The organism is Pelotomaculum propionicicum, from assembly GCF_004369225.1.
Lineage (GTDB): Bacteria > Bacillota > Desulfotomaculia > Desulfotomaculales > Pelotomaculaceae > Pelotomaculum_B > Pelotomaculum_B propionicicum.
This window is the reverse complement of sequence record NZ_QFFZ01000070.1, coordinates 1-13,000: the sequence shown is the minus strand read 5'-3', so window position 1 is coordinate 13,000 and position 13,000 is coordinate 1. Positions and strand designations below refer to the sequence as shown.

The following is a 13,000-nucleotide window of genomic DNA, read 5'->3' as shown; positions in this document are numbered from 1 at the left end:
TGTATCCGAGCATATGATAACGTTCGACATATTCATTCCACAGACGAATCTCTTTTTGAACCCGTACCGGCTCTAGTTGGATGGGAGCATACGCCGACACACTCCCTCTTAGTTCCTCTTCTGGTTCGGTAGCAGTTCCGATGATGACTGTTTCTTTCCCTGAAGAAGTCGCCTTTCTTTTTTCCGGAAGGCGAATCCATTCCTTCGCCTCCAGCTTTCGCAGTAACTCGCGGCAAGATTCCAGCTTTGGTTTCCCGTTTGGTCCATACCACGACAGGGTTTCACATAGCGTATGCGCCAATTCCTTTTGACTCAATCGGGGAAACAACCGGATCACTTCCTTAATGTGTTCCAGTTCTTCCCTTGTAAAAATGCGTCCGTTCAAGAGAACTTCCTCAGGCCAATCTTCATGTATCGTCATAGTGTGGCTCCTTTTTAAAATTTCCCACACTATTGTCTCATATTTATTTTGTGGTGTCCAGTGCTATTTTGCGAAAAACTTTTTCTCCCCAACTCTTATAAACCTTGTCAGTTATAAATCTTTAGATTCATGCGTCAGCTCTGCTTGCCATTTCACTTTCAATTATCTCATCATCAAGAAGATCTTCCTCGTCGGCGCTTATAGTTATATTGCGGTAGCGTGACATTCCCGTACCGGCCGGGACAAGTTTGCCTATAATCACGTTTTCCTTCAAGCCAAGCAGCGGGTCAAGCTTGCCTTTAATAGCCGCGTCAGTCAATACCCTGGTAGTTTCCTGGAAGGAGGCCGCGGAAAGGAAGGAATCAGTCGCCAGCGAAGCTTTGGTAATCCCCATCAAAAGCGCTTTGGCTGTAGCCTGTTCACCTTCCAGCTCCGTTATTCTGTTATTCTCATCCTCAAACTCAAAGATATCAATCAGCCCGCCCGGCAGCAGGTCGGTATCACCCGGCTCCTCAATTTTGACCCGCCGCAGCATCTGGCGGATCATCACTTCAATATGCTTATCGTTGATATCAACACCCTGCAGGCGGTAAACTCTCTGCACTTCCTGCAAGAGGTACACCTGTACCCCCTGGACCCCTTTAATCTTAAGCAGGTCATGGGGATTGACCGAGCCCTCGGTTAATTCGTCACCGGCGTAAATAGTGTCTCCGTCTTTCACCTTAAGGCGGGCGCCGTAAGGCACCTGGTAAACAGTTTTTTCACCGTCACTGGAGGTGGCTTCAATCTCCCGGCGCCCCTTGACCTCACGCACCTCAACACTGCCGTCGGCGTCGGCTACAATCGCCTGTCCTTTAGGCCTTCTCGCCTCAAACAGTTCTTCTACCCGCGGCAGACCCTGGGTAATATCGTCCCCGGCCACACCGCCGGTGTGGAAAGTACGCATGGTAAGCTGTGTGCCTGGCTCACCAATACTCTGCGCGGCAATAATGCCAACCGCCTCACCGATATCAACCTTGCGGCCTGTGGCCAGGTTGCGTCCGTAGCACTTGATGCAGACTCCATAACGGGTCCGGCAGGTCAGCACCGAGCGGATTTTTATCCTTTCAATTCCCGCGGCTGTGATCCGCTCGGCATCTTCTTCCGTTATTTCCTTGTCGGCGCAAACCAGTGTTTCGCCCGTTTCAGGATGCACGATATCCTCCAGGGCTACTCTTCCAATAATACGGTCTTCTACTTTTTCTATAACTTCAGTGCCGTCTTTAATTTCACTTACTTCTATACCCTGGGTGGTGCCGCAGTCAACCTCCCGGACGATTACGTCCTGGGCCACGTCCACCAGCCTGCGGGTAAGGTAACCGGAGTCGGCCGTCCTCAGGGCGGTGTCGGCCAGACCCTTTCTGGCGCCGTGCGTCGAGATGAAGTACTCCAGCACAGTCAGGCCTTCCCGGAAGTTAGCCTTGATCGGCAGGTCGATAATCCGGCCGGACGGGTCCGCCATCAGGCCGCGCATACCGGCCAATTGGCGGATCTGCTGGATGTTACCGCGGGCGCCCGAGTTGGCCATCATGTAAACCGGGTTAAACCTGTCCAGGTCCTCAATTAACGCTTCTGTCACCATCCTGGTGGCATCATTCCAAATTCCAATCACCGTCTGGTAGCGCTCTTCCTCGGTGATTAAGCCCCGGCGGAACTGCAGTTCCACCTTTTCAACCTGGGCCTCGGCCTCTTTCAGCAGTCCCTTCTTCTCCTTGGGAATGGTGATATCCTGAATGCCGATGGTAACTCCGGCCCTGGTAGCGTAGGTAAAGCCTAATTTCTTCACACCGTCCAGCAGCGCGGTGGTGGCGGAAAATCCGAGTTTCCGGTAACACTTGTCAACAATCGAGCTCAGCGCCTTCTTATCCGCAACCTGGTTGAAAAAACCGTTCCATTCCAAGTTTTTCAATTCCACAGGAATTACTTCATTAAATATAATCCTGCCTACAGTAGTTTCAGTAAGACCTATTTCAGGTATACGCACCTTTATTTTTGCGTGCAGGCTGATAACTTTATTGTTATAAGCCATCTCCGCTTCTTCCGGATCTTTAAAACATTTACCCTCGCCCGGCTCGTCATCTCTCTGCATGGTCAGGTAGTAGCACCCTAAAACCATGTCCTGGGTGGGAATAGCCACCGGACGGCCGTCTTTGGGGTTTAAGATGTTATTTGACGACATCATTAAAAGCCTGGCCTCAGCCTGCGCCTCGGCGGAAAGCGGGACGTGCACCGCCATCTGGTCACCGTCAAAGTCGGCGTTGTAAGCGGTACAAACCATGGGGTGGATCTGGATCGCCTTGCCGCTCACCAGGACCGGCTCAAAAGCCTGGATACCCAACCGGTGCAGGGTAGGCGCGCGGTTTAAAAGGACCGGGTGTTCGCCGATTACTTCTTCCAGGACATCCCACACTTCCGGGCGTACCCGTTCGACCATCCGCTTGGCGCTTTTGATATTGTGGGCGAAGCCGTCATTAACCAGGCGCTTCATGACAAAAGGTTTGAATAGTTCCAGGGCCATTTCTTTGGGCAGGCCGCACTGGTGAATGTGCAGGTCGGGGCCCACCACAATTACTGAACGCCCCGAATAGTCAACCCTTTTACCAAGAAGATTCTGGCGGAAGCGGCCCTGCTTACCTTTCAGCATATCGGAAAGCGATTTCAGCGGGCGGTTGCCCGGCCCGGTCACCGGACGGCCCCGGCGCCCGTTGTCTATCAGCGCGTCCACCGCTTCCTGGAGCATTCTTTTTTCGTTGCGGACGATAATGTCCGGAGCGCCCAGGTCCAGCAGCCTTTTCAGGCGGTTGTTGCGGTTGATCACCCTGCGGTAAAGGTCATTTAAATCCGAAGTGGCAAAGCGCCCGCCGTCAAGCTGCACCATCGGGCGCAGTTCGGGAGGGATTACCGGAATCACATCGAGCACCATGCATTCAGGCCTGTTACCGGACTTGCGGAAGGCTTCCACCACTTCCAGGCGGCGGATGGCTCTGATCCTGCGCTGGCCGGTAACTTCCCTCAGTTCCTGGCGCAGTTCCCTGTTCAATTCTTCCAGGTCGATTTCTTCCAGTAACTTCTTAACAGCCTCCGCTCCCATGCTGGCCTTGAAAGCGCTGTTATATCTTTCACGGTGTTCCCTGTATTCTGTTTCGCTCAAAAGCTGCTTTTTAATCATGCCGGTATCACCGGGATCGGTCACTATATAGGAAACAAAATACAGCACCTTTTCCAGCGCTCTGGGAGACATGTCCAAAAGCAGCCCCATCCGGCTGGGGATGCCTTTAAAATACCAGATATGAGAGACGGGAGCGGCCAGTTCAATGTGGCCGAGCCTTTCCCGGCGGACCTTGGAGCGGGTAACCTCAACGCCGCACCTGTCGCAGATGACACCCTTGTAGCGCACACGCTTGTATTTGCCGCAGTGGCACTCCCAGTCGCGGGTAGGTCCGAATATGCGCTCACAGAACAACCCGTCCCTTTCAGGTTTCAGGGTGCGGTAGTTGATGGTTTCCGGTTTCTTAACTTCACCACTGGACCAGGCGCGAATTTGCTCAGGGGGAGCCAAACCAATACGGATCCGGTCAAAATTATTTAAGTCCAGCAAAAGAACGCCTCCCTTTTTAGTCGTGGGTCGTGGGTCGTGAGTAGTGGGTCATATGGGTATTTCTAATAAGCTGATTAGAAATGCTTTGTATTCTTCACTGCCCACCATTTGATCTTCCCTGTACTTATATCCTTATAAACTAAGTTAACCAATTTTAAAAGCCTAAGCCAAGTGTAACGTGGGACATTTAAAGTCGTGTCACGTGCGCTTCCGGGAGAACCATCAACGTCTTTGACCACCGAGGCCATCCCTTCAGTCTCACGTCTCACTTCCCACATCTCACGTCTCATTCCTCATCGTCCAACTCAAAATCTTCGTCAAGGAATTCTTCGTTCAGCTCATCCTCATCCTCGACATCAACGTCGTATTCCTCTTCTTCTAAAACCGGCAGCTCTTCTTCCTGAATGTCGATGCCCAGTTCTTTGGCTGTCTCGGTAATATCCTCCTCGACTTCCTTAATCTCAATTTCCCGGTCGTCTTCAGAAAGGACCTTCACATCCAGTCCCAGGCTCTGCAGCTCTTTAATCAGCACTTTAAAAGATTCGGGAACACCAGGCTCCGGCACGTTTTCACCTTTTACAATGGCCTCGTATGTTTTTACCCGGCCCACAACATCGTCCGATTTTACAGTGAGTATCTCCTGCAAGGTATATGCGGCGCCGTAGGCCTCAAGCGCCCATACTTCCATTTCCCCGAAGCGCTGGCCGCCAAACTGGGCCTTACCGCCGAGGGGCTGCTGAGTCACCAGGGAATACGGCCCGGTGGAGCGGGCGTGAATTTTATCGTCCACCAGGTGGGCCAGCTTAAGCATGTACACATAGCCGACCGTTATAGGGTTGTCAAAGGGCTCTCCCGTACGGCCGTCATACAATGTCATCTTGCCGCTTTCCGGGAGTCCCGCTTCTTTTAATGTGTTTAATATATCGCTTTCCAGCGCGCCGTTGAAAACCGGGGTGGAAACACAATAGCCCAGGGCTTTGGCCGCCCATCCCAGGTGGGATTCCAGGACCTGTCCGAGGTTCATCCGGGAAGGAACACCCAGGGGGTTCAGTACAATCTCAATAGGGGTGCCGTCAGGCAAAAAGGGCATATCCTCTTCGGGCAGAATCCTGGCTATAACGCCCTTATTGCCGTGGCGTCCCGCCATTTTATCTCCTTCGGATATCTTCCTCTTCTGAGCTATGTACACCCGCACCAGCTGGTTTACCCCTGGAGGCAGTTCGTCACCCGCGTCCCGGGAAAAAACCTTAACATCTACAATCTTGCCTGACTCTCCGTGGGGCACCCGCAGCGAGGTATCCCGCACTTCCCGGGCTTTTTCACCGAATATAGCCCTGAGCAGGCGCTCTTCGGCAGTGAGTTCAGTCTCTCCCTTGGGAGTTACCTTGCCAACTAGGATATCGCCAGGCCTGACCTCGGCGCCTACCCGGATAATCCCCCGGTCGTCCAGGTCTTTTAAAATTTCTTCACCCACGTTGGGAATATCTCTGGTTATCTCCTCCGGGCCAAGCTTGGTATCCCGGGCATCGCACTCATATTCCTCTATGTGAATGGAAGTAAAAAAGTCTTCCTTAACGGCTTTCTCGCTGATCAGGATAGCATCCTCGTAGTTGTAGCCTTCCCAGGGCATAAACGCAACCAGGATATTGCGCCCCAGAGCAAGCTCCCCCTTGTCCGTGGAAGGGCCGTCGGCGATAATCTGACCTGCCTCAACGTGATCACCCTTTCTTACCACAGGTTTCTGGTTGATACAGGTACCCTGGTTGGAGCGGGTAAACTTTAAAAGCTTCCGGCGCTCTTTGCTTCCTTCACTGGTTTTGATTTCAATTTCGTTGGCTGTAACTTTTTCAACAGTCCCCGCGTTCCTGGCCAGCACAACCACGCCGGAATCACGCGCCGCCTTGTATTCAATGCCGGTCCCCACCAGGGGAGCCTGGGCCTTGAGCAGAGGGACAGCCTGCCGCTGCATGTTGGCCCCCATTAGTGCCCTGTTGGCGTCATTATGCTCCAGAAAAGGGATCAGTGCTGTAGCTATACTAAACACCTGCTTGGGGGACACGTCCATATAATCCACACGCTCGGCGGGTACAACCACAATTTCCGGGGAGCGGGCGTTAACACGCCCCTCTAAAAAGCGGCCTTCCTCATCTAAAGGCGCGTTGGCCTGGGCGATAACAAAATCCTCTTCCTCGTCCGCGGTCAGGTATACAATCTCTTCAGTCACACGTTTATTTATTTTGTCCACCCTACGGTAGGGAGTCTCAATAAAACCAAACTCGTTGATCCTGGCATAAGTGCTCAGCGACCCGATCAGTCCAATGTTGGGACCTTCAGGAGTCTCAATGGGACACATCCTGCCGTAGTGGGAGTGGTGAACGTCCCGCACTTCAAACCCGGCCCTCTCCCGGGACAGGCCGCCCGGCCCGAGTGCCGAAAGGCGCCTTTTATGAGTGAGTTCGGCCAGCGGGTTGGTCTGGTCCATAAACTGGGACAGCTGGCTGGAACCAAAGAACTCCTTGATGGCGGCCACTACCGGCCGGATATTGATCAAGACTTGAGGGGTGATCACATCGACATCCTGGATGGTCATTCTTTCCCGGACTACTCTCTCCATCCTGGAAAGCCCAATCCGGAACTGGTTTTGCAGAAGTTCTCCGACGGAGCGCAGCCTGCGGTTGCCCAGGTGGTCGATATCATCCACCTGCCCCTCGCCATTCATCAGCTTGAGCAGATATTGTATAGTTTCAAATATATCTTCCCTGGTCAGTTCCCTGATGAATTCCCGCTCTACAGGCACATCTTTTTTCAGATAAGGGTCCATGACCATTTCACCGCTGGTGTTTTCACCGTAGCGGTAGAGTATGCCGTGCTTGAGTTTTTTCTGGATTTTATAGCGGCCGACGTTGGCCAGGTCGTAGCGCTTGGGATCGAAAAACAGGGCTTCCAGAAGAGAGCGGGCACTATCCACTGTAGGCGGCTCTCCTGGTCTCAGCCGTTTATAAATTTCTACCAGAGCTTCTTCCTCACTGTCGGTGTTGTCCCGGCTGAGGGTTTCCTGTATATTTTTATCTTCATTAAAAAGATCGAGGATCATCGCGTTGGTTCCGCATCCTAAAGCTCTGACCAGAACTGTGGCAGGAATCTTCCTGGTGCGGTCAATCCGGACAAAAATATGGTCGTTGACGTCTGTCTCAAACTCAAGCCAGGCGCCCCGGTTGGGAATAATGGTGGCGGCATAAAGCTTCTTGCCGCTGGGGTCGATTGTTTCGGCAAAATAAACGCCCGGTGAGCGTACAAGCTGGCTGACAATTACCCTCTCAGCACCGTTAATAATAAAGGTGCCCTTTTCGGTCATCAAGGGGAAATCGCCCATAAATACTTCCTGCTCTTTGACCTCTCCGGTTTCTTTGTTGATCAGACGCACCTTTACCCTTAAAGGCGCGGCGAAAGTGAAGTCCCTCTCCTTGCACTCTTCAACTGAGTATTTGGTATCCCCCAGGGTGTAATCAAGGAACTCCAAAACAAGGTTGCCGGTGAAGTCCTGAATTGGCGAGATGTCTTGAAAAACTTCCCGCAGACCTTCTCTTAAAAACCAATCGTAAGAATTGCGCTGGACCTCAATAAGATTGGGCAGTTCCAGTACTTCTTTCAACTTGGCAAAACTATAGCGTACCCCGGACTCCACCTTTTCAGGACATGCCATCTAGCGCATCACACCCCCGTCATAAAATAAAGAAAGACGACTTCAATGCAAATTGACAATTACTTGTGGTTAAATTTTATATAAAACAACCTCTTAGGCTTATTATTTTCTTTAAGGATAAACAAGGGAAAAGCAAGGCTTTGCTTTTTTTTACAACACCTCGCTTTTTGGAGTATTAATGACTATCTAAAATATTATTGCCTGTAAATAGTATTTAAATACATTATATGCCACGGGCAATGATCAAAAAAATAAGAATAGAAAAACAAGGACATTCTAAGATGTTAGCATATTAAATTTATTCTGTCAAGGTATTTTTAGGAAGATAAAGTCATATATTCTAAACAATGTGCTCACTGGCAGGTTCGGATTTATCCGAACACTCCAACGGGAGCATTCCTTCACACAGAAAGCGAGAAGTTCCAAATATTTTAACTACTTCAGGTGAGCAGCCTTTAGAGTATTATGCAGAACAGAAGGTGTGTTCCCTGACCTTAGCCGAATGAAGTCGCACCTCAATTTGGGGTCCAGGTCGTTAGTGGTCAGACGTTGGTTGCACAAACCAAAAAAGGGCCGCAGCCCTTTTTAGATCATAAAGCTTCATTTTAAGCAGTGCCTTATTTAATATCGACAGTTGCTCCCACTTCAGTCAGCTTGGCTTTTATAGCTTCGGCCTCTTCTTTGGAAACTTTCTCTTTTACCGGCTTGGGAGCGCTGTCAACCAGGTCCTTCGCTTCTTTCAGGCCAAGGGCGGTAATTTCCCTGACGACCTTAATCACGTTAACCTTCTTTTCGCCTACAGCGGAAAGAATAACATCAAATTCAGTCTGCTCTTCAACTTCAGCCGGGGCGGCAGCGGCAGCGCCGGGGGCGGCAGCGACAGCCACAGGAGCGGCAGCGCTCACGCCGAATTCTTCTTCAAACGCTTTGACCAGTTCAGACAGCTCCAGAACGGTCATCCCTTTTACAGCTTCAAGTATCTCTTGAACTTTGGACATTTTTTATCTAACCTCCTAAAAATTTAAAATAGATTTCTTGTTAAGCTACCTGCTATTTTACCGGATTCGTTGTTGCAAATAGATTCTCACTCACAAATTTAGCCGTAGGTCGTAAGCCGTATGCCGTAGGCAATATCTGCCTTACTTCCAGAACTTTGACCCATTAGACCTTCATGCATACCTACGTCATACGTCCTATGGCCTATGGCTTCCTATGCTTCTCCCGCCCGCATCTTGCGGACCGCATCCAGAGCGTAAACAAAACTGCGCAAAGTGCCCTGCAGTACGCTTGCGAATCCGTAAAGCGGAGACTGCATGCCGCCCAGTACCTTGGCCAGAAGCACTTCCCTGGGGGGCAAATCAGCCAGGTCCCTGACTCCCTTGGCGTCTATGACCCTGCCTTCCAATATGCCCGCTTTTATTTCCATCTTTTTGGTTTCACGAATAAACTCGGTCAATATTTTGGCAGGCATCACCGGATCAGTGCCAAAAGCTATGGCCACCTGTCCTTCAAGGTAAGCCCCCAGCCCTTCCAGACCAGTTTGTTTGGCGGCGATGTTAGCCAGGGTGTTCTTGGCCACTCTAAACTGACAGCCCGCTTCACGCAGCCGCCGGCGCAGTTTGGTGGCCTCGGCCACGTTCAAACCGCGGTAATCAGTAAGTACAGCTGCCTGCGAACTTTCAAATTTCTCTTTTAATTCCTGAATAATAACTTCCTTTTCTGCTTTACTGATAGGCATTCTTCTTTAAACACCTCCCCTCTGGGTGGTTGGTGGTGGGTGGTTAGTGGTTGGTCAAACCCTAACGACTAACCACTCACCACCAACGACTATAAAGGCCTCTGCAGACATGCACAGAGGCCTTGGTGTTTTCAACACAAGGAATATCAGGCCTCGGCTGGCGGCGGCTACGCGCCATTATGCAAAGCACCAGCTGTCTACAGCAAAATTTAATTTTAATAGAAGGTTAAAAGTCGTTGACATGGTATTTGAAGTTTTTGACTCAACAGCCAATCATTCATTCCCACGTCTCACGTCTTATTTCCCACAACCAATTTAAGATGTCACTTTCTGAGTATTTACCTTGACACCCGGCCCCATGGTTGAGCTAAGTGAAATCCCCTTCATGTACTGCCCCTTGGCCGCGGCCGGCTTCGCCCGGACCAGGGCGTCCACCAGCGTGCGCAGGTTTTCAACCAGTTTTTCGGTCTCAAAAGACACCTTTCCGATAGGAGCGTGGATATTGCCCGCTTTATCTACCCGGTATTCTATTTTACCCGCTTTTACTTCCTTTACTGCTTTAGCCACATCAAAAGTAACCGTACCGGTTTTAGGGTTTGGCATCAGGCCGCGGGGGCCTAAAATGCGACCCAGTTTACCAACCGTACCCATCATATCGGGGGTGGCTATGGCTACGTCAAACGCCAGCCAGCCTTCCTGCTGAATCTTGGCTACCATATCTTCTGCTCCGGCGTAATCAGCCCCGGCGTCAAGGGCTTCTTTTTCCTTGTCACCCTTGGCAAATACAAGGACTGTACGTGTCTTGCCGGTACCGTTGGGCAGCACCACGGCGCCGCGCACCTGCTGGTCCGCGTGGCGGGGGTCTACTCCCAGGCGTATGGCCACTTCAATAGTCTCATCAAATTTGGCTGTAGCTGTTTTTTTAACCAGTTCAAAAGCCTCCGCCGGCTCGTAAAAAGTACCGCGTTCAATTTGCTTGGACGCGTCTGTAAATTTTTTGCCGTGTTTGGGCATAACTAAAACCTCCTTGTGGTATTAGCGGAATAAGTTTCCTCCCACTGGTTATCCTTCTACGATCTCAATCCCCATGCTGCGGGCTGTGCCTTCAACCATAAGCATCGCTGCTTCAACACTGGCCGCGTTTAAATCCGGCATTTTCAATTCGGCTATTTCCCGCACTTTGGAGCGGGGAATTTTCGCAACTTTTTTCGCTTTCGGCTCTCCAGAAGCCTTTTCCAGGCCGGCCGCCTTTTTAAGCAGTACAGCTGCCGGCGGCGTCTTGGTCACAAAGGTAAAGGAACGGTCCTCATAGACTGTAATCTCAACCGGAATAATGAGGCCTGCCTGCGCAGCAGTACGTTCATTGTACTCCTTCACAAAGGCCATGATATTAACCCCATGCTGGCCCAACGCCGGACCTACAGGCGGGGCCGGCGTAGCTTTGCCCGCGGGGACCTGTAATTTTACTATTGCAGATACTCTCTTTGCCATTCGCACTCACACCTCCTTTTTGGGTCGTGAGACGTGGGACGTGAGACATTGGACTTAAGGTGCGTTCCTTTAAAGCCATAGCAACATCTTAATCTCAAACCCTGAAAATTAATTTAGTAAGATCATCAGAAAACATGTTAGTCTTTTTGGGTCTTTTATATAGAATCCAGGTCAGGAAATCTTTTCAACCTGGGTAAATTCCAAATCGATCGGGGTTTCCCTGCCGAACATGGAAATAATCACTCTAACTTTACCTTTTTCAATGTTTATTTCATCGATTTGCCCAATAAAGTTCTCAAAGGGTCCTGCTGTAACCCGGACATTTTCACCGGTTGAAAAATCAATGCGCGCCCTCGGCTCTTCGACACCCATCTGCCTGATAATCTGCCTCGCTTCCGCTTCATTCAGCGGAATGGGTTTGGAACCCGACCCGACAAAGCCAGTCACCCCTGGTGTGTTCCGCACAACATACCATGAGTCGTCGGTCATAAACATTTCCACCAGGACGTAGCCTGGAAAAACTTTGCGCTTCGATATCTTCTTCTTGCCGTCTTTAACCTCAACCTCGTCCTCCATCGGGACCAGAATACGGAAGATTTTCTCTTCCATGTTCATAGACTCAATACGTTTTTCAAGGTTGGCTTTAACCTTATTTTCGTAACCGGAATAGGTATGTACAACATACCAGTTCTTTTCCATAAATTACAAGGGACCCTCTCCTGCAAGACAGGTCCCTCACCCCCTCAGGAAATTATCTTTGTATGATTTGCCTCAGGATAAGACTTAAAACCGAGTCGAACAGCCAGATCAAGGCTCCCACAAACGCTACCGCCACTAAGACAACCGCAGTATAAATAATTATTTCTCTCCGTGTGGGCCAGTGAACTTTTTTCAGTTCGTTCAGAGTCCCTTTAACAAACTTTTGAACCAGTTCTATATAGTTGACTTTTTCTTTTTTTACAGGCGGTTCTTTCTTGGTGGGTTCTTTCTTGATTATATCTTTTTTGTCCTTAATTAAGGCAAGTTCTTTCTTGGCAAATTCTTTTTTTTCCGGCTTCAACCCAGTATTTTTATGTGCCGCGGCTTTTTTGTCGGAAGCAACAAAACTCCTGGCCTCGTTGGACTTTGGCCTGGTTTCCCTTTTGCCATGTTCTTTCTTTTTGTTGCCATTATCTTGCTTTTTAGTAAGAACCATAAAACGCCACATCCTTAATTTTTTCTATAATGTGCGCAGCAAGAGAACATCCGGCGTGTTAATCATCCAGCGTAGATGCGGCTGTTAATTGGGGCATTCCATCGGAGGCATTTATAAACTGGGGGAATTTCACCTGAAGGTGATGAGTCTACCTTCCGCTGTCGAAGGTCGCCCCTTTCCTGACAAAGAGGATGACTTAACGTTATCTGGTTTCCTTGTGTAAAGTGTGCGTGTGGCAAAATCTGCAGTACTTTTTCATTTCGATCCTGTTGGCATCATTCTTCTTGTTTTTTTCAGTGGTGTAGTTTCTTCTTTTGCACTCAGTACACGCCAAAGTAACACCCACTCTCACCAGCGCCACCTCCCCTAAAGCCAAAAAAAAATTACGTACCGCTTTTTGAAAATTTACCTTACAAATTTAACACAATTAAAAAGTGATGTCAATAGTTTCCCCTTACTGCTGGTTACATCTGGAGGAACCAATTTCCCCTGCCGGGATCACAGCCTTTTTCCTTGTCAGGGAATACTCAGCACTATTAACTGGACGTCTGATCGGTTGAAGATACTAATTTTATTTTAACAATATGATTACCTTTTTATACCACCACTTGTTATAAGCAGGCGGAACAAAGAGAAGGAATCCAACGATTCCTTCTCTGCAACGATTTTAATTATGATCATTTAGGAATTTATTCTTTAACTCCTGTCACAACACCGGCGCCCACAGTGCGGCCGCCTTCGCGAATGGCAAAGCGCAGGCCCTCTTCTATGGCGATCGGGGTGATCAGCGCGATGTCAATCTGGATGTTGTCACC

At 49.8% G+C, this 13,000-nt stretch carries 11 protein-coding genes and 1 other annotated feature; all 11 genes read right to left on the bottom strand.

Features of this window, described 5'->3' with window-relative positions:
• Window positions 1-421, bottom strand: a 421-nt coding sequence (locus tag Pmgp_RS17775; protein ID WP_205078061.1) for a hypothetical protein, incomplete at its 3' end; no start/stop codon positions are given.
• A gap of 127 nt (window positions 422-548) precedes the next feature.
• A complete protein-coding gene (gene rpoC / locus Pmgp_RS17770) occupies window positions 549-4,058 on the bottom strand; it encodes a DNA-directed RNA polymerase subunit beta' (protein ID WP_134215803.1) in 3,510 nt (1,169 codons plus the stop codon).
• Between the two features lie 286 nt (window positions 4,059-4,344).
• Complete coding sequence (gene rpoB, locus Pmgp_RS17765) at window positions 4,345-7,761, bottom strand: DNA-directed RNA polymerase subunit beta (protein WP_134215801.1); 3,417 nt, start codon at window positions 7,759-7,761, stop codon at window positions 4,345-4,347.
• A gap of 617 nt (window positions 7,762-8,378) precedes the next feature.
• The gene (gene rplL, locus Pmgp_RS17760; RefSeq protein ID WP_134215800.1) at window positions 8,379-8,759 is read right to left on the bottom strand and encodes a 50S ribosomal protein L7/L12; all 381 of its coding nucleotides are present in this window, start codon (window positions 8,757-8,759) and stop codon (window positions 8,379-8,381) included.
• A 212-nt stretch (window positions 8,760-8,971) separates the two neighbouring features.
• Window positions 8,972-9,499 carry a 50S ribosomal protein L10 gene (rplJ, locus tag Pmgp_RS17755; RefSeq protein ID WP_134215798.1) on the bottom strand — a complete coding sequence of 176 codons (528 nt, stop codon included), beginning with the start codon at window positions 9,497-9,499 and terminating at the stop codon, window positions 8,972-8,974.
• Between the two features lie 81 nt (window positions 9,500-9,580).
• Window positions 9,581-9,720, bottom strand: a sequence feature (ribosomal protein L10 leader region).
• Between the two features lie 94 nt (window positions 9,721-9,814).
• Window positions 9,815-10,513 (bottom strand): 50S ribosomal protein L1, encoded by a 699-nt coding sequence (rplA, locus tag Pmgp_RS17750; protein WP_134215796.1) that lies wholly within the window; start codon window positions 10,511-10,513, stop codon window positions 9,815-9,817.
• A 48-nt stretch (window positions 10,514-10,561) separates the two neighbouring features.
• Entirely contained in the window at window positions 10,562-10,990 is a 429-nt protein-coding gene (rplK, locus tag Pmgp_RS17745; protein WP_134215794.1) for a 50S ribosomal protein L11, read from the bottom strand.
• A gap of 171 nt (window positions 10,991-11,161) precedes the next feature.
• Window positions 11,162-11,689, bottom strand: a complete 528-nt coding sequence (gene nusG, locus Pmgp_RS17740; protein ID WP_134215791.1) for a transcription termination/antitermination protein NusG — start codon at window positions 11,687-11,689, stop codon at window positions 11,162-11,164.
• Between the two features lie 52 nt (window positions 11,690-11,741).
• Entirely contained in the window at window positions 11,742-12,185 is a 444-nt protein-coding gene (secE, locus tag Pmgp_RS17735; protein ID WP_134215789.1) for a preprotein translocase subunit SecE, read from the bottom strand.
• Between the two features lie 202 nt (window positions 12,186-12,387).
• A complete protein-coding gene (gene rpmG / locus Pmgp_RS17730) occupies window positions 12,388-12,537 on the bottom strand; it encodes a 50S ribosomal protein L33 (RefSeq protein WP_134215788.1) in 150 nt (49 codons plus the stop codon).
• Window positions 12,538-12,874: 337 nt separating this feature from the next.
• Window positions 12,875-13,000, bottom strand: a 126-nt coding sequence (locus tag Pmgp_RS17725) for an EF-Tu C-terminal domain-related protein (protein WP_486644362.1), incomplete at its 5' end; no start/stop codon positions are given.

Bases quoted from the DNA above. Each gene is read 5' to 3' on its own strand.
- rpoB (WP_134215801.1), bottom strand. From the start codon at position 7,761: ATGGCATGTCCTGAAAAGGTGGAGTCCGGGGTACGCTATAGTTTTGCC.
- rplL (WP_134215800.1), bottom strand. From the start codon at position 8,759: ATGTCCAAAGTTCAAGAGATACTTGAAGCTGTAAAAGGGATGACCGTT.
- rplJ (WP_134215798.1), bottom strand. From the start codon at position 9,499: ATGCCTATCAGTAAAGCAGAAAAGGAAGTTATTATTCAGGAATTAAAA.
- rplA (WP_134215796.1), bottom strand. From the start codon at position 10,513: ATGCCCAAACACGGCAAAAAATTTACAGACGCGTCCAAGCAAATTGAA.
- rplK (WP_134215794.1), bottom strand. From the start codon at position 10,990: ATGGCAAAGAGAGTATCTGCAATAGTAAAATTACAGGTCCCCGCGGGC.
- nusG (WP_134215791.1), bottom strand. From the start codon at position 11,689: ATGGAAAAGAACTGGTATGTTGTACATACCTATTCCGGTTACGAAAAT.
- secE (WP_134215789.1), bottom strand. From the start codon at position 12,185: ATGGTTCTTACTAAAAAGCAAGATAATGGCAACAAAAAGAAAGAACAT.